Source organism: Bacillus sp. S2(2019), from assembly GCF_005144805.1.
In the GTDB taxonomy this organism is placed as follows: Bacteria; Bacillota; Bacilli; order Bacillales; family Bacillaceae; genus Bacillus; species Bacillus altitudinis.
Genome location: NZ_SWFL01000003.1, coordinates 379,954 through 401,829, shown reverse-complemented (window position 1 = coordinate 401,829; position 21,876 = coordinate 379,954). Strand labels below are relative to the sequence as shown.

The following is a 21,876-nucleotide window of genomic DNA, read 5'->3' as shown; positions in this document are numbered from 1 at the left end:
CACACAGGATAGATGGTTTCTTTTAGACTCGTGCAGCCATATCGGTTTCGATTTGTTCTAAGCTTCTTCCTTTCGTTTCAACTAAGACAAAGCGCGTGAACAACAGGCCAATTAAGCAGATGACCCCAAATGAGGAGAAAATCACGCCAAAGCTGAATTGGTCAGCCAAGATTGGGAACACAAGGCCAACTGCTAATGATCCCGTCCAGTTAAAGGCAGAGGAAATGCCCGCCCCAATCCCCCTGACAGAAAGTGGGAAAATTTCACCGATGATAATCCATGTGATCGGTGCCCATGAGAAGGCATAGCACAAAATAAAGCAGCAAAGTGAAATCAATGTGACCCAGTTTAATATGCCTTCACTTACTCCGAGCGCACCTAATGCCGCTGGTGCAAAGAAAGAGAGGGCCATCCCCGTTCCCCCAACTGTGAGAATCGTTCGGCGGTCGAACCGGTCGACGAATTGTAAAAAGATCACGGTCGTCACAACAAATATGACACCAACAATGACGGTAAAACCTGCGGCAACTTGCGGAGCAAGACCTACATTTCTTGCGATACTCGTTGCATAATACACAATGGAGTTCGCCCCCTGTATTTGCTGGAGTGTCGCCATTCCGACCCCAATAAAGAGAGCCATACGGAATTTCTTTTGAAATAATTCACGAATGCCTGAGCGTTCTTCTTTTGCCACTTCTAAAATTTCTTGCATTTCTGCTTCAATCTCTTCACGTGATGAACGAAGTGATCCTAATACTTCATGTGCCTTATGAGCCATTCCGTGTTTAATTAAATATCTTGGAGATTCAGGAAGTTTCAGCATGCCAATATAAAGCACGATCGCAAATAAAGCAGCACTTCCCAGCATCCAGCGCCAGCTGTCTGGAATTGGTTCAAACACAAATGCGACGATATAGCTAAGCAATAATCCACTCACAATCATCAGCTGATTCAGGCCGGACAATTTCCCGCGAATTTTAGCTGGCGCGATTTCAGACATGTAAGCAGGCACGAGCGATGAGGCTGTCCCTACAGCTGTTCCTAAGAAAATCCGGGCAATGGTTAATGAGATTTCTTCTGGTGCAATGGCTGAGCCAAGCGCACCGACAAAAAAGATAATTGATGACACCAAAATGAGCTTTCTGCGGCCAAACTTATCCCCCATCAGACCGCTTAAAATGGAACCAATGATCGCCCCGCCCATTAATGAAGAAACGACGATACCAAGCCATAACGGGCTGAGCTGAAATTCTTCCTGAATGTGCCCTTCCGCCCCTGCGATAATGCCAATATCATATCCAAATAAGATGCCTGCAAAGGACCCGAAAAAGAAGATAAATTTACTTGATACTTTTTTCTCCAAGTGGATGACCCCCCTCACTTAATAAACCGCTTTCATTTCTCCCTGCCATTCTACCGTTCACAGTAGAATGCATTTCACCCTTCTTTATAAAACCACATATTCTGCATTCACAAGCTTTGCAAAATGAACAATTTGATCAACCGTTAAATTGAGAGATACGACTGTATGATGACCTCCGCCGTGCTTAATCCATGCTTTGACGCCATCTTGAAAGTTCGGTTTGATTTTCCAGAGGACTCGTGCCACCGGTAAATGTGGTGCTGCTTCCTGCGGCTCAAAGGCTTCCACTTCTTGAATCAGCCATTTGAAATGTGTTCCAAAATCAGCAATGGAGACAACAACGCCCTCGCCTGCTTTTCCATCAAACACAAGACGTGCTGGGTCTTCCCGGTCTCCAATGCCTAGCGGAGACACGACAATGACAGGTTTTGTATGTGCGAGCGCTGGATCTACTTCTAACATATGAGATTGCAGCACTGCTTCCTGACCAGAGGTCATTTCATATGTGTAATCTTCCATAAAACCTGTGGATTGATGATGGCTCATCATCTTTAATAAACGAGCCAGTGCGGCGGTTTTCCAATCCCCTTCACCCGCAAAGCCATATCCCTTTGCCATCAGCCGCTGAACGGCTAAACCCGGAAGCTGCTTCATGCCATGTAGATCTTCAAAGTTTGTCGTAAAGGCATTGTAGCCGCCTTCATCTAAGAAACGTTTAATGGCAATTTCATATCGTGCTTGCACTTTTACACTTTGTTCCCATTCTTCCGCCGAATAACTCCCATAATCCACGTCATATAACGTTAAGTACTCAGCAAACAGAGCATCAACTTCTGCTTCTTCCACAGCATTTACATAGTTCACAAGATCGCCAATTCCAAAGTAATCAACGGTCCAGCCCAGCTGGATCTGCGCTTCAATTTTATCTCCTTCTGTCACCGCAACGTGGCGCATATTGTCACCAAACCGTGCCACTTTGATGTGGAAGCTCTCATGATAGGCAGCCGCAACGTCCATCCAATCAGCGATTTGTTGCTTCACCTCCTGCTTCGACCAATGACCTGCAACGATTTGGTTTTGCTTATTTAAACGTGCATTGATATAGCCGTACTCTCTGTCTCCATGTGCCGATTGATGGAGATTCATATAGTCCATATCAATCGTGTCCCACGGAATGTTTTCATAGTATTGCGTGACGAGATGCAAAAGAGGCTTTTGCAAAAGAGACGTACCACGTATCCACATTTTTGCTGGAGAAAACGTATGCATCCAAGTCATCACACCGATGACCTCATCACGATAGTTGACCTCTTTCATCAGCTGTGTGATTTGATCCGCACTAACCGCCAGTTCCTGCAGAATAATTGGATAAGGCAGCAAACCGCTCTCATTTAAGGCATCTGTTATCTTTTGCGCATCTGCCTTCACTTGCTTCAGTGCTTCATCCCCATATAAGTGCTGTGAACCGACGACAAACCAACATTCTTTCTTCTGACTTGTTAACATAGAAATCCCTCTTTTCTTTATCTTGAAGGTTTTTGTCCGTAATACGCATGTGTTCCATGTTTTCTTAAATAATGTTTATCTAAAATCACCTGCGGAAGAGGCTCCGCATATTCGTTCAATTGCTTTGCAAACAGGTTCATTTTCGCTACTTCATCTAAAATGACACTGTTCATTACCGCACTTTTTGCATCTTTTCCCCACGTAAAGGGCCCATGACCTTGTAGCAAAATACCAGGAACCGCCATGACATCTATCTGTCTTTTCTCAAACGTTTCAATGATCAGGTGTCCTGTTTCCACCTCATACCCGCGATTCACCTCTTCTTCTGTGAGAAATCGAGCGCACGGAACAGGTCCGTAAAATGTATCGGCATGTGTTGTGCCCATTGCTGGTAAATCAAGTCCAGCTTGCGCCCATACCGTTGCCCACATTGAATGGCTATGTGAAATGCCGCCAATTTCCTCAAAGTGTTTGTAAAGAACAGCATGTGTGGCAGTATCGGAAGAAGGATTGAATTCCCCCTCGACCACTTGACCGTCAAAATCGACCACGACCATGTCTTTTGCTGATAATTTGTCATACGCTATGCCGCTTGGCTTAATGACAAACAGTCCACTGTCACGATCGCACGCACTGACATTGCCCCATGTAAATTTCACAAGTCCATACTTTGGCAGATCTAGATTCGCTTGAAACACTTCTTCTTTTAACCGCTCTAACATACAGGTGCCGCTCCTTTCTGTGGCGTCAAATGTTCTACTGCTACTTTTTCTATCGGGAGTCCTTCTTGATAGCGCTTTATAAATGCCTCAAAACCTTTAACATCCAGTGGATCAGGATCAATAAGCTCTTCTAATGTATGGGCAAATACTTGATGCTTGAGGAAATGGCTCAGTGTTTGCTGCTGGTGATTGATCATATATGAAGCAAGGACCGCCATCCCAAACGCGCCGCCTTCTCCCGCCGTTGATACGACGGATACAGGTGTCCCGAGTGCAGCAGCGACCATTTTTTGCCCAACTATGGGTGTTTTAAATAAACCGCCATGTCCTAGTAAGCGATCAATCTTGACTTGTTCATGTGCTTTTAAACGATCCATCCCAATTTTCATTGCGCCAAATGCAGAGAAGAGATGCGTCCGAATGAAATTAGCAAGGGTAAACCGGCTTTGAGGAGATCTAACAAAAAGGGGTCTTCCTTCTTTTAGTCTCGTAATATTTTCACCAGAATAATAGCCATAGCTTAAAAGCCCGCCCCCATCATGATCTGCTTCTAAAGCTTGATTTAATAGGGTTTCGTACATTCTTTCTGTTTCAACTGGCTGACCCATTGCTTCAAACGCTTCTCTGAATAGATTCATCCAAGCGTTAAGGTCACTTGTACAATTGTTGGCATGAACCATCGCGACTGGCAGGCCATCTGGTGTCGTGACAAGATCCACTTCTGGGTACACACCTTTTAGATGATGCTCTAACACAATCATGGCAAATACAGATGTCCCAACTGAAATATTCCCAGTTCTCTTTTCCACACTGTTTGTTGCGACCATTCCCGTTCCTGCATCACCCTCTGGTGGGCAAAAAGGGATACCTGGCTGCAACTGTTTGCCTTGGTCTAAAATCGCTGCTCCAGCTGCTGTTAACACACCAGCTTCTTCGCCTGCTAAATAGATGCGCGGCAAAAGATGACGAAGCTTCCACGGATAGCCTTTTTCTGCAATCAATGCTTCAAATTGATGAAGCATCACTTCGTTGTAATCCTTCGTTTTTTCATCAATGGGGAACATTCCCGACGCATCGCCAATTCCGATGGCCTGCTTCCCTGTTAACAGCCAGTGAATGTAGCCGGACAAAGTGGTCACATACTCTAACCGGGACAGATGTTTTTCCTCTCCTAATATCGCTTGATATAAGTGAGCAATGCTCCATCTTTCTGGAATATGAAATTGGAATACATCCGTTAGCTTTTGACTCGCCTCGGTCGTTGTTCCATTCCGCCACGTTCGAAACGGGACGAGGACTTCTCCTGTATGATGACAGGCGACATAGCCATGCATCATCGCAGATATCCCGATGGAGCCAATCGTTTGAATCGTCACCCCATACAATTGTGCAGCCTGTTCTTTCATCTGACGGTATGCCACTTGAAGACCTGTAATGATCTCAATTAAGTTGTACGTCCATATTCCTTCTTGAAGAGAACTTTCCCATTCAAATGCACCTTGCGCAATTGGCTGAAACTCTTCATCTATTAAAATCGCTTTAATTCGTGTGGAACCAAATTCAATGCCCAAAGATGTCCTGCCTTCTCTAATGACTTTGGCCGTCTTTTCACGATTCATTTTGTTCACCTCCAAGATGATAGCGGTTTCAAATATCTTTTTCGTTTGATTCACCTTTACCTGTGCACAAAAATAATATAATATTTGTCCGTACATATGTCAATAATAAATATAGTTGTGCATACATAATTAGACAAAAACTTTCATGTTCTCTAAGGATTAGACGGTAGACACTGCAAGCGCCTGTTTTTGATTAAGCAACCATGTTAAAATATGTCCATACAAGTTCTTCTCAACCCGAGTAGAGGATCAACTGTGAAAGAAGTGAAACGATGAAAAAGAAGTACCAGATCATTATAGATGATATAAAAAGCAAAATACTGACAGGGGATTACCGGATCGGGGAGCGTATTCCAACCGAATCAAGCTTACAAGAGATGTATCAAGTAAGCCGGCATACAGTGCGAAAAGCCATCTTGGAATTATCGAGTGAAGGTTTTTTACGAAGCGAAAAAGGCTCAGGCACATTTGTCACCAATCAATATCAAACAAAACCTGCTGGACATGCTCATATGAAAACGATTGGCGTCATCACCACATACATATCCGATTACATTTTCCCGTCGATCATTCGGGGCATCGAAAGCCGATTAAATGAAGAGAACTATTCTTTGTTACTGGCGAGTACAAATAACGATGTGGAGCAAGAGAAAAAAGCGCTTGAAATGATGCTGTCCTTTGGTGTGGACGGATTAATTGTCGAACCGACAAAAAGCAACTTATATAATCCAAACATTTCGTACTACCTATCCTTTAAAGAGCAGGATGTCCCGCTTATTATGATCAATGCCTACTATGAGCAGTTAGAAGTTCCCTTCCTTTGTTTGGATGATGTAAAGTCCAGCTATTTAGCGACAAAGGAGCTGATCACCTCTGGGCATCAGCACATTGGACTGATTTCAAAAACAGATGATTTACAAGGAAAATATCGAATGAAAGGCTATATTCAGGCACTCGGTGAAGCGAAGCTCAATTTCCTACCAGAACATGTTCTTTTTTTCGATACAGAATCGAAGCAGTATTTAGGGGATCATATCAAAACCTTTTTACAAGCGCACCAGCATGAGCTGACAGCCCTTGTTTGCTATAACGATGAGGTAGGATTAGAAGTAGCAAATGTATGTAGTGAAATAGGTTTATCTATTCCAGATGATCTTTCCATTATTGGACAGGATAACTCGTATATTGCCAAAAAAAATGCCCATGTGAAACTGACAACGCTGACACACCCTCAAGAGCAAATGGGACGAGATGCGGCAGACTGGATGATTAAAAAAGTACAAGGGAAAAAGAACCTGCCTGATCAAACATTTTATGAGCCTGAACTCGTTCCTGGTGAAACGATTAAAGAGCTGAACACAAGAAAAAATGAGCCCTCTTCATAGGAGGCTCATTTGGCTTTAGGCTCTTGTTCAAGCATATTCATCACGTCATAAGCAATTCGGTCGGGAGAGTCTTGCGTGATACGATTGCGATAGTTAGACAAGACGACCACTCCTGTTTTTGAATGTGGGCGGAAGCCCATGAAGCTGGAGAAACCAGAAGTGGCACCATTATGGCAAATCAATCCCGTATCATCTATGACCCACCCGAGTCCCATTGACATGTTTTTACCTATCTTCACCTTTGGCTCGTGGGTCATTTTCCATGGAGAAGCGGCGTCTGCACTCATGTGTGCAGAGAGAAATGAAAGCAAATCAGTGACCGTCGACCGAATCGCACCAGCCCCTTGATAGTCATGCATCTGAAGCGGAGGAACCTCTTTTCCATTCTCTTTATGACCGAGGATCATCTTCTCTTGGACCTCCTCCTTGATCGTAATAAAGGTGTTCGATAGTTTCAGCTCATCCACGATATATTCAGTCAGCAGCTCTTCATATGTTTTGTGAAGAGACCATCCCATGATCAACCCGAGGAGTCCCATCCCTACATTGGAGTAACGAGATGGGTATTCTTTTCGCTCATTCCATTTTTTTGAGTGTAACAATTTCATTAATTCATCGAGGGAGTATTGACAGTACATATCTCTTCTCACTTTTGGAAGGAACCTTAGTTGTAAATCTCTGAGAAAACGATATGAAGGAAGTCCAGACGTATGGATTGCCAGCTGTTCTATTTGAATGGGGTGATTCTTTCTTATTTCAGGACAATACAGTGAAATGGAATCGTCTAGCTTCATCTGCCCTTTTTGAATCATGCTTGCCAATATACTTGTCGTAAAGACTTTTGAAATAGAGCCGATTTCAAAAATGACCTCCTCAGGCTGGACGCGCTGCCGTATGGGGTGATCTCCGAAATGAAAAACATGTCTTTCTCCTTGATGAATCAGTCCGATCACAAGCAGTGCCTGTTTCTTTTTCTCCGTATAAGAAGAGGCAATTCGCTGTACTTCTTGTTTGAGCATCATCAATGGATCATCATCCTTCCCCTTCATTTTGATCTACAATCAATTGATCAAGCTTTGTATAAATGGATGTCAATGTGTTGATCTCTTCGAGGCTTAATTTTGAATAGTATTTTTCAATGATCGCAAGTTCTATCTTTCTCATATTCTCCAAGTACGTCTTTGCCTTTTCAGAAAGTTCAACGTGCAATTCCCGACGATTTTGCGGGTTGATGCTGCGGCGAACCCATTCTTTTTTTTCAAGCGTGTTTAACAACTGGCTCACAGCACTTTGGGTGATGCCTAGTTGCTGAGCAATTTGAATAGGTGAGCTTCCCCCTTTTCGCTCTACGAAATCAAGGACAATGTGCTGCTTATCAGTTAACTCATCTACAAATAACTCTTCAAACTCTAATCGGAGCTTTTGATGGATGCGCGCTTCGATTTCGTTTAATTCTTGGATCATCGTTGTTTTGGATGTCAATGTCATCACCTTCATAATTAAGATAACTTAAGTATAAAGGTGTATTAATTATTAATCAACAAAAATCCCTATCTTTTATCAAAGATAGGGAAAATGCCGATTATACTTCTTCTTTAGGTGAAGGTACTGCACATACGCCATCTGCACATGCGTCTTCAAATGAAGCATCAGCCGCTTTCTCCGTTTGCACTGCCTCTTCTGTCCAAGCCGTTTCAAGGGCACGAAGGAACGTATCTGCTGGCTGTGCACCAGCAACCGAATATTTGTCATTGATCAAGAAAAAAGGCACAGCAGAAATCCCTAGCTGTCTTGCTTCTTTTTCGTCTTCTCGCACATCGTCTGCAAATTCTTGCCCGTCTAGAACCTTCTGTACTTCGTTCTGATCAAGGCCTGCTTTTTCTGCGATATCTAAAAGGGTTTGACGATCGCCAACATGCTTTCCATCTGTAAAATACGCTTGAAACAGCTCTCCCATGACGAGATCGCCTTTTCCCATTTTTCCAGCATATTGAGCGAGCTGGTGGGCATCAAAGGTGTTTGTCAAAACGAGTGGATCGAATTGAAAATCGATTCCTTTCTCCTTGCCCGCCTGTTTCACCTGTTCATTCATCGCGATGGCCCGGCTGCGGCTCATGCCATATTTTTTGACAAGCATATCATGCACATCATAATTCACTGCAACAGGTGCATGCGGATCAAGCTCAAAGCTTTTAAACTCTACTTCTACCTGTTCTTTATGAGGGAATTGCTCAAGCGCTGTTTCCAACTGTTTTTTTCCTATATAACAAAAAGGACAGGCGATATCTGACCAAATTTGCACTTTCATCTTCATCTTCCTTCCGTTGCTTACGTTTTTTCTTTCAAGATGTAACTATTATAGTTACATCTTATCGTTTATGTCAAGTGATCCTTCTTTTTAAGTACCATGTATTAAAAAAACCTTTCCTTCAAAAAAGGAAAGGTTTTCATCACGGCTATTCTAAGTTCGCATGGTGACCGTACATTTTATGGGTGTCGAGCTCTTTCATTTCCATCAATCTCAAGATGATCGCATCGTACATAAGAAGCAAAGTTTGCTCAAATAATGAGCCCATCGGCTGAATCGTATGATGGTTTCCTTCATGTTGATCCTTTGGCGCACCTGACAGTAAGATGACTTCATCCGATAGATCAGCTATAGGTGAATCAGCTGAAAGTGTGAACGACGCGACGCTTCCGCCAATCGCCCTTGCCTTTTTCGCGAGCACAAGCAGCGTCTCTGTTCGGCCAGAACCGCTCCCTACAATCAATAAATCCTCAGATGTAAAAGCAGGCGTATTCGTTTCACCGATCACATAAGCTTCGACACCAATATGCGTGAGTCTCATCGCAAACGATTTCCCCATCAAACCAGACCTGCCAGCCCCTGCGACGAAGACCTTTCGAGCCGCTAAAATGCTTTTGACAAGCTGCTCTGCTTGTTCGTCTTGAATCGCGGGCGAGTGTTCAGAAAGCTCGCTTAGAATTACTCTCACATAGTCACTTATTTTCATGATTGTGCAATCAACTGCTTCATTTGCGCAGCCACTTCTGCTTTATTGTCTTGGCTCGCAATACCGCCGCCGACAATAATCAAATCTGGATTTAATTTGACGACTTCAGGCAATGTATCAAGCTTAATACCGCCTGCAATCGCTGTTTTTGCCTGTTTGACCACTTGTTTAATGGTCATGAGATCCGCAAATGAGTTTTGACCAACCGCTTGCAGGTCATAGCCTGTGTGCACACAAATATAATCTACTCCAAGCTCATCCAGCTCTTTCGCGCGGCCTGCGATATCTTTGATCCCAATCATATCAACTAAAATTTGTTTCCCTCTTGCTTTTGCTTCCTTCACCGCTCCTTGGATAGACATATCTTCCGCTGCCGCAAGAATCGTGACGATATCCGCTCCAGCTTCAGATGCCTGCTGCACTTCATAACCGGCAGCATCCATAATTTTAAGATCCGCCAGCACACGTAAATTCGGAAACGCCTGTTTGACTTCTTTTACAGCACGAAGCCCTTCGTTGATCACAACAGGTGTCCCAATTTCCACCACATCAATAGACGCTTCTACTTCTTTGATCAGCTCGATCGCTTCTGGTATATTCACTAAATCTAACGCTAATTGTAATTTCATGAACGTTCACTCCCGTTTTTTCATCTCATCTTCAAGAGCTCCGTGAATAGGGCTTCTTGAACGATGAAATGAGTATAACAACAGGATGGAAGCAATCCAAGTACGCACTTTTTTTTTACATACTATACTTTTTCGCATATGGTTACAAAAAAGACACTGTCTTTTCGACCAGTATCTAAACGTACTGACAAATCCTCGCATTCGGTGTCAAGTCTGTGTTGTGATGCCGCTCCAGTACTCGTCCTTCCTAAACTGCAAAGGTTTTCAAGTCACGCTGAAAAGAAAACAAAGAGCTAAAATAAAATGATTTTAGCTCTTTGTCTACATCTATCGTCTTTCTATTTATCATCCTTTAAAAAATTGCTGTCGAGATATTGTTTGCCCCAATCATACATCGCCTCTAAAATCGGCATTAAGCTTTCTCCGAGTTCTGTGAGAGAGTACTCAACCTTTGGCGGAACGACAGGATAAACCTCCCGATGCACAATATGATCTTCCTCTAATTCTCTTAGCTGATTGACAAGCATTCTTTGCGTAATCCCAGGCATTAACGACTTTAACTCACCAAACCGTTTTGTCCCTTCTCTGCCAAGGTGCCATAAGATCAGCATTTTCCACTTCCCGCCGATAATATTCAGCGTCAGCTCTTTTTCGCAATTGAACACTTTATTTTCCATACGTGATGACAACGACATACACTCCTTTGATCTCAAACCACTTTATCATATACTGCGGCAAAATGGATTGCCCTAGCATACAGTCTTTGTTATTGATTTTGTTTTTTGAAGAAAGCCATCACAGCCTTTGTCATCTCTTGCGCTTCTTTTGGCGCTCTGTCAGATCCAAACCATTTATTTAAATCACTGTGGCTCAGCGAATGAACCCGAAAGACAAACTTAGAACCTTTATCATGATTCAGTTTTTCTGCAAATCGGTACACCTCAGGATTTTCCCAGCCTGTAACCAAATAGACAGGAGGTACATTCTTTTGATTCATATAAGTGACAGGTGATGCCTTTGTCCAATTCTCCTCTTGTTTGCCAAAGACTTTTTTGTACGATGGGATAGCTTGTATAAATTGATTGAGGTTTAACGGTCCGTCTAGAACAACAATGGAATTGATCGTTTTTGGCGACAGCCCCACACGTTTCAAGTAGGTCGAATCTGTGGCAACCAGCGCCGTCAAATGACCGCCCGCTGAGTGACCCATGACATTGATTTTTGACGAATCGATTTGATATTCATCTGCATGATCCTTCACCCATTTAATAGCTTTTGCCGTATCATCTGCCATCTGCTCGTAGTTGGCATCAGGGTGAAGCCTATAATTCATCGAAACAAACACATACCCTTGATCGGTAAAATAATCCGCCTTTGAAGCGACTCTATTCTTATCGCCGCCTGTCCAGCCTCCGCCATGGAGATAGATCATGACTGGATGCTTCTTCTTTTTGTCTTCATCTTTTCCCTTTGGCATATATATATCCAATGTTTGCTGTTTGTTTTGTGTGTCTGCATAATGGATGTTTGTCGTCGGCTTAGGCTGGTTGAAACGGAACACAAAGAATGCGCATACCAATAAGCCAGCGATGACTGCCGCAAATAAGAGCCATTTCATGATTCGATTCAATGTCATTGCACCTTTCTATATTGGGATGGGGAAGCATCATTCGCACATATGTAGAGAGACTAGCCCGATTCATTTGAAACGACTTGTATGACTTGAATCGTTTCACAATAAAAAGAAAAATACTGTTCTTCATAATCTTCGACAAAGTAATTCAAATATTCCCAGCCTCTATCCAAAAGTTGAATGTTCAAAAAAAGAGAGGAATCGTTTGTTAACTCCAAATCTTTGATTTGAACAGAAGAGACGTTGGTAAATTTCAGATGAATGTCTGCTTTATGGGTTGCAGATTCGTATGGGATGTGTAGATGAATACAGTTGATCAAGTCGTAATGTTCATTATACTCTTTAAAGTAGTGAAATTCATTGATTTGCTTTAGATGGTTGATATTGAAATCAGGGATTTGTTTCTGGACTTTTTCATCTAAAAACCATGTCATCGTTTGTCCTCCAAGAGGTTATTGTATAAGTGCAATGATTTGTTTTCTTGTTTCTTCATGGTATTGAACATAGGAATGCAATAAAGGATACGATTCAAGAATCTGTTGATATGATTTGATTTGGGGATATTGCTCTTCAAATGACTGACGTAGCACGTTTAACTGTTTTTTCGGTATTCGTTTATGATCGATCACATAACTTAGGCTACCTGCAACAAGTGAAAAAAATAAATAAAAGTCATCTGAAAATATACCAGTTTCCTCTTCAAAAGAGACGATTTCATCTGGATAAGATGAATCTAATAAGTATTGATAACGTTGTTTTACATCATCGAATAAACCTTGTTTATCTCGGCTGATTTTCATGGATTTTCCCCAATCTCTCATTGTTTTTAATTCTTATTTAGACGCTAATGAGATCTTCCTATACACTGCAAATAAATTCTTGTGAATCAAAACATACGTTTTTCGATTCTATTGCGAGTAACATCCCATTGATGTTAAATAGAAAATTTGCATTTGAATCAAATTCTTCAAGAAGTACATTTTTAAGGTTCCCTATCCCATTAGGATGGTAACTACATTCAAAAATTTGCCAATTCATCTCTTCTTGTATCAATTCTTCAAATCTATCATTACCTTCACCCCCATTATAATAAAGACTCGCCACATTCATAAATCGCAATTCATGTTGAGTAACTTTATTTAATTCTGATACTTTTACGCTCAGTATTAATTCTTTATGAAACAAATCAAATGTGACTCCAAGTACATTACAACCACCATCTAGATAATCGATCCATTTTTGTACACTATTAAACATCTCATTCACTCTCCTATTTTTTCAGGATGAACTCTATTCTTATCGTGTCACGGAGTTTGTAAATATTCTTCAAATGAAATAAAGTCCGCTTTTTTTCGAAATTCGCTTAAGATTTTCTGATCTCCTGTAAAAATAACATCTGTCGAATCAAAAAATCCGATTTCAAACACGGCTTGAGGGATAACGGGTGTATAATTTACGTTCCAATATCGTTCATTATCTTCAATTTGAGGTATTGAAATAATATTCAAATGATCTATATGACGAGACAATGCGGTCAAAACAGCGAAAATAAAAGAATAAGAATAGTCATGTAAGAATTTTTTGAAATGTTCACCCTTCAGAAATAAAAAATCCGTATAATCCGGCATGACTTCTGAATGAGATTGATTATTCCGATCATGAAGCATTGGGAGTGTCACATCACTTATGACCCAATGATACTCTTCTACGTTTAAATTGATTTTCTTTATTAATTCATTTACTTCGAATAGATTTTCCTCTTTTGCTAATACGATTCTCATTACTTGCTCCACCTCACCGATTTAAAACATCAGACGAAACTAAAAATATTCCACAGTATCAAAATCTGACCATAATCTCCAGTCAGTGTTCGTGTTTATATTTACAATGCATGTTGGATCTTGATAGATCAAACTCTTCGCAACCGATTGAAAAAAAGGAGATTGACTAGGGAGTTGGCTATGCGTTTCTGGATGAAACCATGATTCAGTTGTGTAGAGCGGTTTATCATATACATGCTGAACGATGTCAAATTGTTCTTGATCTGTCATCCATAAACTATCCAGCAAATCTTGATGTTTGGCCATTTCTCTTAACAAAGTAATCCATTCATTTTCCTCTGTTACATCAGCTTGGCATGACTCTGGTATTTGAACATGAAAATAGTCTCCATTTAATCTAATCCGTAAAGGATGCTTTGTGAACCCATGTTCTATCTCATCATCATCTATTATTTCATGATGATGATCCACGAAATCAAAAAGCTCATCCAGTAGAAAATTGATTGATCCATTCTTCAAATCATGACCAATCGCAAAAAAATCAATAGACGGTCCTACCTTCGATAAACCGAATAATTGAATCGTGATCAGCCAATTTTCCTCTCTAGTAAATAGAGAAAGCTTCCCTTTGGCAAAATCAAAGTTCCCATTACCTAATAATGGAAACTCTTTATTTAGAAAAGACTCATCTAGTATAGATAACACATTGTCTATTTGATTCATGTCTTCCTCCTTATGAAGTTATTTCATTCTACGTTTGTATAATTTCGAATCAGTTCTTTTTTAAAATCATCAGGAAGTTTTTGATTCGGAAATACAACTGAAATCCAGCCTAATACAATCTCATCTAAAGTTCTCCACGTTTTTAACAATTGTTTATTCATTTGTTCTAATTGAAGAATCGCTAGTACTCCTATCTCATAACCTCTGTCGCCATAAATGATCCATTTCGCAGAAGGAGAAACCCATATCACACGTGAAGCAATATCCATTATGCTATCATTTACACTCTCTATCGGATAATCCGTTAAGAGATCGAGGTAATCACTTGGAGTAAGGTTTAACGGTACTTTCACCCAAGGATAATAACCAAAATCATGATAATAATCATCCATGCTCTTCTGCTCATCTAATACAGCCATGAGTATATAGTCATCATGATGATTCAAAGCTAAACCTTTTAACATTTCCCAACCATCATCTGATAACAACCAATGGAATTCTTCGAATAAATAATGAGGGGTTTTCGTTTTCAACACTTGATCAGGGAATGTCTTCGTACTGTGAATGAGCGAATGAACAAACGATAGAACATGTTCAAATTCTTTTGGATCGGATATAAACAAATGTTTCACTTTATGCTCCTTTCATATCTTCGGGTAAGTCTATCATCAGTCATTAATAATCCATTTCACCGCTTGTAACATGACGCATAATGAGAGAGCATTTGAGTGTAATAATCATTGAATGTTTTTTGATCCTTCAATAATCCTTCAAACCAATTTGCTAAAACAGGGTGATCCATTGGTTTCCACCCTTCTTTTAATAACCTATTTTTCACAGAATCTTTTGTTGATACCATTCCTATGATACAAATTTCCATATCTCTATCTGCCCAAATCGCCCACTGCAAAGAATGAGCTAACCAGACAACTATATTCGAATGCGTGATTATATTATCCGCTATGGAACCTTTTGGGTGCATCCATAGTGCATTTACATAATCCTCACCTGAAATGTTCACACTCGCTTTCAGCCAATGATAATAACCAAATTCCTTCAAATAATATGCGGTTGGATCTGGTTGAAGGACTGCAGTCAAAAATTCTCTATCTTGTGTAACAGTTGATAACTCTTTTATGGTTGGTAAAATATCATCACTCAATGCCCAATCAAACTCTTGAAACAAAAAACAATCAAATGTCTTACGAAAAACTTGTTGTGGCAGCTCTTTACTTGTTTCAAACACATGGTCTACTAAATTCTGATAGAATTTGAATTCTTTTTCTGAACGAATAAATAAATCTTCAAGCCGTTTCAAACAACTACCTCCACTCTTGTCGAACTAGTAGTTTTTTAATTCTTCCTCTATATCTTCTTTTAATGTTTGAATTTCAATTGACACCGAATTATTTCAATTATAGAAAATGGACGGATTGATTCCATCTGCTAACATTCCCGGCAGCCACTCTTCTATAAAATCGTCTAAATCAATCATTTCTGGCACTGTTTTTTCCCATTGGTCGATCGCACAATAAGCGGCATGTTCCTCTGTCGGCCAAAAATGAAGCTGCGGTACACGATGTTCATCCTCTGACATCACCCATCCCTTCTCGTTTCTTAATGACCAAACCTCTTCAAAATCAACGATCTTTTTGATGAAATAGTCATAACGCTTTTTCGCAGGTAATTGCATGGTGGTTTCTAATTCTTTCGGATGCATGGATATTGCGTCACTCCTTTTATTTATAAATGGGCTTAACCATAAGAATTTAGCAAGCTCATATATAGGAACTATTTGTATTCTTCTAACCAGTCATTCAAATCATCTACAGGATGTAAGTAAGAATTAGGTGAATCTTTCAAATCAATTCCACTTAAAAGAATCAGCATATCCCAAACTTGATCATCGTCTATTTCTGGATCGTCTGCAGAAACGTAAATTTCAGCCCAATCAGACACTTGTTCTCTTGTGATCGTCCCCTTTAAGACATTTCGTATTTTATTTAAACAGTCTAGCATTTTTGGTTCAGCCATTTATTACACCATTCCTTTCTCAAAACTCATTTTACGCTGTAAACTGCCTATATTTCATATTTAATAATATCCTCCATTGACATACCTTTAAAATATAAAGTAAGAATGTTTTTAATAGTGTATTCGCTACGTATACCCATCGGGTTAAATATAGTCTTAGCCGTTTTTGGATCAGCAACCTCTAAGTCCATAGCAGGTGCATCGGAACCTTCTTTACCCTCGCTTACGTAATAATTTCCATTTCGGTATTCCACGAATTTCAGATTTTGAAGATCCTCTTCTTTTATAAAATCTTGATTTATTTTTGTGATGACTTTCCATGAACCACTTAAAAAGCCTGTCAGGCCTGTATTTGCAACGAATAGTCCTTTCTCTTTTTTTATCAATTGTTTTAACTCATTTTTTTCTATTCTTTCATCAACAAACAAATCATAGTATTGGATTAAAATATCATCATATTGATTTTTCCCCTCACCCGAAATGATCAAAGCATAGCTCAATTTCCCAACTTCTTTTAATGGGAGTTCAAATATAGCTCCTGGTTCTACTTTACTTAAAGTTTTTACTTTTTTAGTTGTTATTTTAATATCCGTTACTTCTTTGTCGTTTAAATCATCAAAATAGTGACTACCTCCATTGTTTAAAGCCATCATAATTGTCAAAAGCATCTCATCAATCGTTGGCTTTCTCTTCAAATGTTCCTCAGTCATTTCATAGAATTGTTCAATCGCTTCTTCAAAAATATCTAATCCATCATCACCAATTATGATGTTCTTTTTCTTATGTACTTCTTCCCAAAAGCCCATTTAGAATACCCCCTTTATATATTGTGTTCTTTATGTTATTCTCATTTTGCTTTATCACGATAAACGTATACTTGTATAAACTGTTTTATGTGCACGTTTGAAAAGTGCCACTTCATGATCCGTTAACCACTTAAGCTCTCTCATATGATAGGAAATTTCTTCTAAATAAGTATCGGTTTTTGCAATTAATTTTTTATCTAAGATATTTCTTTTATTGTCTTCAACTACAAGATAAAGAGTAAACTGTTTTAAATTTAATTCGATAAGTGGGTAAGCTTTTCTTTTTTTATCGGGACTTAGTTTTGTTCTCCCTTTAATCTCCGCTTTATATTCCTTCTCTTTCATTTTCTTAAATGTCGCTTTGACTAGCTGACTGTCCCAATTTTTCAGTTCACACAGATAGAGTATCGCTTTTTCCAAAGTATCTGCTAAGATCTTTTTCTTATTTGTTGCATTTTCAAATTCACTGTAACGGAAGGGTACTTCCAGCTCGTATGTATTTTTTAAAAATAAGATATCTGGTTCATCTTTTAACGTACTAATTAATTTGTAGTCTTTAAAAGACCCACATATCAAAACAATAGCCTCACAATCTTTCGTTTGAAATTTCTTTTCTAATTCGTATAAAAACATTTCAGTCATACAAAGGGATTGGCTGGCTAAGTTCCCACGGTCGTCATCTGACATTAATTGTATATTTTTCAAATACACTTCTTATATCCTCCTTTCTAGAATTACTATCTCCGCTACATTCAAACTGAGGGACCTTAATTTTTATTTAAAGAAAATATTCTTTTTAGAGATTTTTCTAATAAATCAATTGGTACATGGTCTTGACTAATATAGTGAAATATTGCTATACCATTTTCCAATGAGAGAATTGTCCATGCCATTTCTTCAGGTGAAAGAGTGCATGTAAGGTTCTCTTTTTCTATTAAATTCTCAATGGATTGAGAGATTTGTTTTACTGATTGTAGGATCATATTTGACCACTGACACCTTACTTCCTCATTTCTCATTGAATACAAAAGAAATTCCATATTTAGCAGGCTCCACGTCCTATTTTCTTCAAGATTTTGAATAGACTGTTGATTCATTTTTTCTGGAAAGTGTAAAAGAGAAGGCTGTTCTGCTAAAAAAGAATTGATTTTTTCTACATGTAATTGCATTTGTTGTTCCAATAGAGCTAAAAAGATCTCTTCCTTTGAATGAAAATGCGCATAAAAGGCCCCTTTGCTAAAGCCTGCATATTCCGCCAATTTATCAATAGAGACCCCATGAAAACCATACTTGGCGAAATTCTCAACTGCAGAATTTATGAGTAATTTCCGTGTTTCCTCTTTCCTTTCATTTTGCGTTTTTCTTTGTCTAATCATTCCTTTACCTCCTTATCTTGACAATCATACCATATAGAATTAATATACCAATTAGTATATAAATTCTACATGGTATATATATTGGTGAACAGCATAAGCAATTAATAGCTATTGAAAAGGAGCAAAACAATGCGAAAAGTGGGGAAAAAAATTCACAAAACGAAAAGGGACATAATAGCTCAAACAGTTAAATCAGGAATTATTACATCAAATTTAATGCCAATGTGTGCTGGCTTAACCTTGGCATTATACACTTATCAAATTGACATCCTTCATAAATCTATTGAGATACTATTTGCATTTGCCGGTTCAATTTTATTAATTGGTGCTGCTGGAGCATTAAACAATTTGTATGACAGAGACATAGATTCCGTGATGAATAGAACAAAAAACAGACCTACTGTAACAGGAGAAGTCAATCTTAAAAAAGTTCTATGGCTTAGTATCTTAATGTCTATTTTAGGTTTGATTTTTTTAGCATTTACAACCTATCTAGCAGCTATTATAGGATTGATTGGTTTACTTTTTTATATTTTCCCTTATACAATGTGGAGTAAAAGAAAAACCGTTTACAACACGGAAATTGGAAGCATTTCTGGGGCAATGCCGCCTCTCATTGGTTGGACGGCTATTTCACCAGACATCTCACACCCAGCTATTCAGGGGTTGTTTTTCATTACAATTATTTGGCAGATGCCGCATTTTTATTCAATAGCTATTAGAAAGCAAAATGAATACAAGGCTGCGAACATTCCCATGTTACCTGTTGTAAAAGGAATGAAAAGAACATACTTGCAAACGAATCTTTATATCTTAGCAATTACCTTAAGCAGTTTTCTTTTCCGTTCTTTAAGCATAGGGCTTGTGCTTGTGTCTTTTTTTCTAGGTTTTATATGGATTTGTTTAAGTATTTTAGGTTACAAGCGAATGAATTCTGAGAAGTGGGCATCATTTATGTTTGTCTATTCACTAATTTATATGACAACTCTTTATTCGACGGTCATTATCTATACTCTTACTCGTCAAATTTTTTGATTTATTCAAACTTTAGTTTTGTAGATAACCATAAAAAAGCATCCTAAACGGATGCTTCTACCAAATGATATTTTTTCAAAATACGATAGGTGATTTCTTTTGCTTCTAGTCCGGTGCCTTCTATATTTGTGGTGAAGATGTAGGTTTTGTTTTCATGTTTGATGAAGCCTGCGTACCAGCCTATGCCTGATCCGGAGCCTGTTTTTCCGTATAGCGTGGTGTGTTTCTCTTCTTCTTGTATCATCATTCGTTTGACGGTTCTCATAACCGATAGGTCAAATGGGAGACTTTCTTCATATAGCTGTTTAAGGAAATGAACTTGTTCTACTGGAGAAATGCTCAACGTACTGCTTAGCCAAAATTGATCGATTCCGCCAGATATGTCTTGATTCCCATAATGAATGGCTTTTATCCAATGGGCCATGCGCTCTTCCCCGATGTCACGTGCCATAGCTTGATAATACCAGACGACTGAATCTCTCATGCCAGAGCCCAGTGTATGGTCCTTATTCCAATTATCAATCTCTCTTTTTACTCCGTCCCAATATTTAATGTCGTATTCATCTTTAACTGCACCTGTTTGAAGTCCGATTAAGGCATTTGCTATTTTAAACGTTGATTGAGGTGCAAAGCGCTTGTTCGCTCTTTTTTTGTTATACACCCATGGTGATTTTTCTTTTACTTCTTGAATCACAAATGTGCCTTCCCGATCTTTCATAAATTCATCGACGGACCATTTTGGAGATGTTCCTTCACTTGATGCAGGCTTGCTCATACAAAGTGCTACAAGCATCGCGCCAGCAATCAGCCATTTCATCTTCTTTTTTTGCAAACAATCACCCTCTTTGCTCATGATTGCAATCGATTGTAGCATGCTGGCTGATCAGAAATAAGAGCCGCTCGTCCTCTTTTTCAATAAAAAAAGCCGGTTTTATCCGGCTTTCTGTTTATTGTATGCTCAATTTTTTCTCTTCTATCGCTTGCTTTGCAATTTTCGAAATCGTCATATCGTCCATTGGTGGGTTATGAAGGCCAGCACGAATGTCTCGATAGTAACGTTGAAGCGGGCAGCTAAGGCTTAAGCTTTTTGCACCGACTAAACGCATGGCTTTATCGACCACTTGCAGACTATGATTGACGACTGTATGCTTCACAGCACCGAATTCATTGATTAACAGCTCTCTTTTCTCTGGCTGCTCATACAATGTTGTCGTTGAATAGATGACATGGCGTGCTTGCTTTAGTAGTAAATCAATTTCGCCAATCAGTGTTTGGACATTTGGCAGTTCGCTAATCGTTCCGCTAATACTGTTCGGTGAATGGGTGATGGCATATTGAACAGCATAGTCTCTTGCCGCTTGCGCAATCCCTAAATAACAGGAAGGGATATGTGCGATCCAAGGGTTTAACGTACCCCCCCGAGGTCCTTTCTGCACTTCAACCAACATGTCATCTGGGACTTCCACTTGATCTAGAATTAAATCATGGCTCTCCGTTCCTCTCATGCCAACAACATCCCACGTTTCTTCTATAGAAACACCTTTTGTATCACGGTGAATTAAGAAGAAGCCCATCGCTTCTTTTTCTTCGATCCATACACCGACAAGAAAATATGTGAGTGCTGGTGACATCGTTGTGAATGTTTTCCTGCCACTGATCACCCATTGATCTCCTGATCTCGTTGCAGTTGTTCCAGGTTTGCCTCCTCTTGTTGGACTCCCTGTCTGCGCCTCACTGACGGCCCGGTTCACAAGAGCCCCATTTTTGATTTCTTCAGCAAAAAATTGCAGCTGCTTCTCATTCCATAGTTTCTTTTCATAAATTTCACCAACAACTCCTTGGTGCCAGCCGATCGATAAGGCAGTTGCTCCATCCATACTTCCTAGCGTTTCTTGAAAAAGGACCATATCCTTTACAGATTGACCCCCGCCCCCGTACTCAACAGGCAGAGACAACGTTGTATAGCCCAGTTCTACTAATGATTCGATATTCTGTTTAGGAAAATAGGCACCCTCATCATGTTCTTTTGCAGATTGTTCGATCGTTTCACGAAGGGATTCTAGTTGATTTAGCCAATTTTTTTGAAAATCTGTATCGACAAATAATGCTTTAGACAAAACGTATCCAACTCCTCTGTTTCTCGCAATCTATCATATCCGATTTATCCAATAGGTATTATTAAAACACACTTTACTTATAGGATTTAATGTGTTAAATTTTATCAATATTAAGTACATATGTCAAAGGAAC

General features: G+C 39.5%; 27 protein-coding genes. 2 read left to right on the top strand and 25 right to left on the bottom strand.

Annotation, left to right across the window (positions count from 1 at the left end):
• Positions 1-22: 22 nt before the first annotated feature.
• The 4 genes from FBF75_RS12190 to FBF75_RS12175 form a co-directional block, all read right to left on the bottom strand.
• Positions 23-1,363 (bottom strand): sugar porter family MFS transporter, encoded by a 1,341-nt coding sequence (locus FBF75_RS12190; protein WP_136944795.1) that lies wholly within the window; start codon positions 1,361-1,363, stop codon positions 23-25.
• 84 nt (positions 1,364-1,447) lie between these two features.
• Positions 1,448-2,869: an L-arabinose isomerase gene (araA, locus tag FBF75_RS12185; protein ID WP_136944794.1), complete on the bottom strand. Its 1,422-nt coding sequence runs from the start codon at positions 2,867-2,869 to the stop codon at positions 1,448-1,450.
• A 17-nt stretch (positions 2,870-2,886) separates the two neighbouring features.
• The gene (locus tag FBF75_RS12180; protein ID WP_046527161.1) at positions 2,887-3,591 is read right to left on the bottom strand and encodes an L-ribulose-5-phosphate 4-epimerase; all 705 of its coding nucleotides are present in this window, start codon (positions 3,589-3,591) and stop codon (positions 2,887-2,889) included.
• Entirely contained in the window at positions 3,585-5,210 is a 1,626-nt protein-coding gene (locus FBF75_RS12175) for a xylulokinase (protein WP_136944793.1), read from the bottom strand. The genes FBF75_RS12180 and FBF75_RS12175 overlap by 7 nt, the downstream gene beginning before the upstream one ends.
• A 272-nt stretch (positions 5,211-5,482) precedes the next feature.
• On the opposite strand from FBF75_RS12175, the gene FBF75_RS12170 reads away from it, so the two are divergent.
• On the top strand, positions 5,483-6,595 hold the full coding sequence (locus FBF75_RS12170) for a GntR family transcriptional regulator (protein WP_136944792.1): 1,113 nt from the start codon (positions 5,483-5,485) through the stop codon (positions 6,593-6,595).
• 5 nt (positions 6,596-6,600) lie between these two features.
• Here the strand turns inward: FBF75_RS12170 and FBF75_RS12165 are convergent, their stop codons facing one another.
• From FBF75_RS12165 to FBF75_RS12075, 19 genes are all read right to left on the bottom strand, one after another.
• The gene (locus FBF75_RS12165; RefSeq protein WP_169476102.1) at positions 6,601-7,617 is read right to left on the bottom strand and encodes a serine hydrolase domain-containing protein; all 1,017 of its coding nucleotides are present in this window, start codon (positions 7,615-7,617) and stop codon (positions 6,601-6,603) included.
• A gap of 10 nt (positions 7,618-7,627) precedes the next feature.
• Entirely contained in the window at positions 7,628-8,083 is a 456-nt protein-coding gene (locus FBF75_RS12160) for a MarR family winged helix-turn-helix transcriptional regulator (protein WP_240692356.1), read from the bottom strand.
• 94 nt (positions 8,084-8,177) lie between these two features.
• Complete coding sequence (locus tag FBF75_RS12155; protein WP_136944790.1) at positions 8,178-8,903, bottom strand: DsbA family oxidoreductase; 726 nt, start codon at positions 8,901-8,903, stop codon at positions 8,178-8,180.
• A 148-nt stretch (positions 8,904-9,051) separates the two neighbouring features.
• Positions 9,052-9,609 carry a 6-phospho-3-hexuloisomerase gene (gene hxlB, locus FBF75_RS12150; RefSeq protein ID WP_136944789.1) on the bottom strand — a complete coding sequence of 186 codons (558 nt, stop codon included), beginning with the start codon at positions 9,607-9,609 and terminating at the stop codon, positions 9,052-9,054.
• Positions 9,606-10,238, bottom strand: coding sequence for a 3-hexulose-6-phosphate synthase (hxlA, locus tag FBF75_RS12145; protein ID WP_024718772.1), 633 nt, complete (start codon positions 10,236-10,238; stop codon positions 9,606-9,608). Before hxlA ends, hxlB begins: the two co-directional genes overlap by 4 nt.
• A gap of 338 nt (positions 10,239-10,576) precedes the next feature.
• The gene (gene hxlR / locus FBF75_RS12140) at positions 10,577-10,933 is read right to left on the bottom strand and encodes a transcriptional activator HxlR (protein ID WP_012010675.1); all 357 of its coding nucleotides are present in this window, start codon (positions 10,931-10,933) and stop codon (positions 10,577-10,579) included.
• 71 nt (positions 10,934-11,004) lie between these two features.
• On the bottom strand, positions 11,005-11,874 hold the full coding sequence (locus FBF75_RS12135; protein WP_136944788.1) for an alpha/beta hydrolase: 870 nt from the start codon (positions 11,872-11,874) through the stop codon (positions 11,005-11,007).
• 53 nt (positions 11,875-11,927) lie between these two features.
• The gene (locus FBF75_RS12130) at positions 11,928-12,305 is read right to left on the bottom strand and encodes a hypothetical protein (RefSeq protein ID WP_008342582.1); all 378 of its coding nucleotides are present in this window, start codon (positions 12,303-12,305) and stop codon (positions 11,928-11,930) included.
• A gap of 18 nt (positions 12,306-12,323) precedes the next feature.
• Positions 12,324-12,671, bottom strand: a complete 348-nt coding sequence (locus FBF75_RS12125; RefSeq protein WP_136944787.1) for a YxiJ family protein — start codon at positions 12,669-12,671, stop codon at positions 12,324-12,326.
• Between the two features lie 58 nt (positions 12,672-12,729).
• Entirely contained in the window at positions 12,730-13,128 is a 399-nt protein-coding gene (locus FBF75_RS12120; RefSeq protein ID WP_060781220.1) for a YxiG family protein, read from the bottom strand.
• Positions 13,129-13,175: 47 nt separating this feature from the next.
• Complete coding sequence (locus tag FBF75_RS12115) at positions 13,176-13,652, bottom strand: hypothetical protein (RefSeq protein ID WP_108611453.1); 477 nt, start codon at positions 13,650-13,652, stop codon at positions 13,176-13,178.
• A gap of 39 nt (positions 13,653-13,691) precedes the next feature.
• Positions 13,692-14,375: a DUF7003 family protein gene (locus FBF75_RS12110; protein WP_136944786.1), complete on the bottom strand. Its 684-nt coding sequence runs from the start codon at positions 14,373-14,375 to the stop codon at positions 13,692-13,694.
• 23 nt (positions 14,376-14,398) lie between these two features.
• Positions 14,399-15,007, bottom strand: coding sequence for a hypothetical protein (locus FBF75_RS12105; protein ID WP_136944785.1), 609 nt, complete (start codon positions 15,005-15,007; stop codon positions 14,399-14,401).
• A gap of 56 nt (positions 15,008-15,063) precedes the next feature.
• Positions 15,064-15,693 (bottom strand): hypothetical protein, encoded by a 630-nt coding sequence (locus FBF75_RS12100; RefSeq protein WP_056705355.1) that lies wholly within the window; start codon positions 15,691-15,693, stop codon positions 15,064-15,066.
• Positions 15,694-15,786: 93 nt separating this feature from the next.
• Positions 15,787-16,095, bottom strand: a complete 309-nt coding sequence (locus FBF75_RS12095; protein ID WP_240692355.1) for a DUF2750 domain-containing protein — start codon at positions 16,093-16,095, stop codon at positions 15,787-15,789.
• Positions 16,096-16,166: 71 nt separating this feature from the next.
• Positions 16,167-16,409: a DNA-binding protein gene (locus FBF75_RS12090; RefSeq protein ID WP_046526837.1), complete on the bottom strand. Its 243-nt coding sequence runs from the start codon at positions 16,407-16,409 to the stop codon at positions 16,167-16,169.
• Between the two features lie 47 nt (positions 16,410-16,456).
• On the bottom strand, positions 16,457-17,215 hold the full coding sequence (locus FBF75_RS12085; protein WP_136944784.1) for an Imm26 family immunity protein: 759 nt from the start codon (positions 17,213-17,215) through the stop codon (positions 16,457-16,459).
• Positions 17,216-17,269: 54 nt separating this feature from the next.
• The gene (locus tag FBF75_RS12080; RefSeq protein ID WP_136944783.1) at positions 17,270-17,926 is read right to left on the bottom strand and encodes a hypothetical protein; all 657 of its coding nucleotides are present in this window, start codon (positions 17,924-17,926) and stop codon (positions 17,270-17,272) included.
• Positions 17,927-17,982: 56 nt separating this feature from the next.
• The gene (locus tag FBF75_RS12075; protein WP_056705362.1) at positions 17,983-18,591 is read right to left on the bottom strand and encodes a TetR/AcrR family transcriptional regulator; all 609 of its coding nucleotides are present in this window, start codon (positions 18,589-18,591) and stop codon (positions 17,983-17,985) included.
• 129 nt (positions 18,592-18,720) lie between these two features.
• Here FBF75_RS12075 and cyoE point away from each other — a divergent pair, with 129 nt between their 5' ends.
• The gene (gene cyoE / locus FBF75_RS12070; RefSeq protein WP_136944782.1) at positions 18,721-19,626 is read left to right on the top strand and encodes a heme o synthase; all 906 of its coding nucleotides are present in this window, start codon (positions 18,721-18,723) and stop codon (positions 19,624-19,626) included.
• Positions 19,627-19,669: 43 nt separating this feature from the next.
• Here cyoE and blaBPU read toward each other — a convergent pair whose 3' ends face one another.
• Positions 19,670-20,458, bottom strand: coding sequence for a BPU family class D beta-lactamase (gene blaBPU / locus FBF75_RS12065; protein WP_136944781.1), 789 nt, complete (start codon positions 20,456-20,458; stop codon positions 19,670-19,672).
• Between the two features lie 115 nt (positions 20,459-20,573).
• Positions 20,574-21,743, bottom strand: coding sequence for an acyl-CoA dehydrogenase family protein (locus FBF75_RS12060; RefSeq protein WP_136944780.1), 1,170 nt, complete (start codon positions 21,741-21,743; stop codon positions 20,574-20,576).
• Positions 21,744-21,876 lie beyond the last annotated feature (133 nt).

Excerpts from the sequence above, each read along its gene's own strand:
- araA (WP_136944794.1), bottom strand. The coding sequence starts at position 2,869 with ATGTTAACAAGTCAGAAGAAAGAATGTTGGTTTGTCGTCGGTTCACAG.
- FBF75_RS12180 (WP_046527161.1), bottom strand. The coding sequence starts at position 3,591 with ATGTTAGAGCGGTTAAAAGAAGAAGTGTTTCAAGCGAATCTAGATCTG.
- FBF75_RS12175 (WP_136944793.1), bottom strand. The coding sequence starts at position 5,210 with ATGAATCGTGAAAAGACGGCCAAAGTCATTAGAGAAGGCAGGACATCT.
- FBF75_RS12170 (WP_136944792.1), top strand. The coding sequence starts at position 5,483 with ATGAAAAAGAAGTACCAGATCATTATAGATGATATAAAAAGCAAAATA.
- FBF75_RS12165 (WP_169476102.1), bottom strand. The coding sequence starts at position 7,617 with ATGATGCTCAAACAAGAAGTACAGCGAATTGCCTCTTCTTATACGGAG.
- FBF75_RS12160 (WP_240692356.1), bottom strand. The coding sequence starts at position 8,083 with ATGACATTGACATCCAAAACAACGATGATCCAAGAATTAAACGAAATC.
- FBF75_RS12155 (WP_136944790.1), bottom strand. The coding sequence starts at position 8,903 with ATGAAAGTGCAAATTTGGTCAGATATCGCCTGTCCTTTTTGTTATATA.
- hxlB (WP_136944789.1), bottom strand. The coding sequence starts at position 9,609 with ATGAAAATAAGTGACTATGTGAGAGTAATTCTAAGCGAGCTTTCTGAA.
- hxlA (WP_024718772.1), bottom strand. The coding sequence starts at position 10,238 with ATGAAATTACAATTAGCGTTAGATTTAGTGAATATACCAGAAGCGATC.
- hxlR (WP_012010675.1), bottom strand. The coding sequence starts at position 10,933 with ATGTCGTTGTCATCACGTATGGAAAATAAAGTGTTCAATTGCGAAAAA.
- FBF75_RS12135 (WP_136944788.1), bottom strand. The coding sequence starts at position 11,874 with ATGACATTGAATCGAATCATGAAATGGCTCTTATTTGCGGCAGTCATC.
- FBF75_RS12130 (WP_008342582.1), bottom strand. The coding sequence starts at position 12,305 with ATGACATGGTTTTTAGATGAAAAAGTCCAGAAACAAATCCCTGATTTC.
- FBF75_RS12125 (WP_136944787.1), bottom strand. The coding sequence starts at position 12,671 with ATGAAAATCAGCCGAGATAAACAAGGTTTATTCGATGATGTAAAACAA.
- FBF75_RS12120 (WP_060781220.1), bottom strand. The coding sequence starts at position 13,128 with ATGTTTAATAGTGTACAAAAATGGATCGATTATCTAGATGGTGGTTGT.
- FBF75_RS12115 (WP_108611453.1), bottom strand. The coding sequence starts at position 13,652 with ATGAGAATCGTATTAGCAAAAGAGGAAAATCTATTCGAAGTAAATGAA.
- FBF75_RS12110 (WP_136944786.1), bottom strand. The coding sequence starts at position 14,375 with ATGAATCAAATAGACAATGTGTTATCTATACTAGATGAGTCTTTTCTA.
- FBF75_RS12095 (WP_240692355.1), bottom strand. The coding sequence starts at position 16,095 with ATGCATCCGAAAGAATTAGAAACCACCATGCAATTACCTGCGAAAAAG.
- FBF75_RS12090 (WP_046526837.1), bottom strand. The coding sequence starts at position 16,409 with ATGGCTGAACCAAAAATGCTAGACTGTTTAAATAAAATACGAAATGTC.
- FBF75_RS12085 (WP_136944784.1), bottom strand. The coding sequence starts at position 17,215 with ATGGGCTTTTGGGAAGAAGTACATAAGAAAAAGAACATCATAATTGGT.
- FBF75_RS12075 (WP_056705362.1), bottom strand. The coding sequence starts at position 18,591 with ATGATTAGACAAAGAAAAACGCAAAATGAAAGGAAAGAGGAAACACGG.
- cyoE (WP_136944782.1), top strand. The coding sequence starts at position 18,721 with ATGCGAAAAGTGGGGAAAAAAATTCACAAAACGAAAAGGGACATAATA.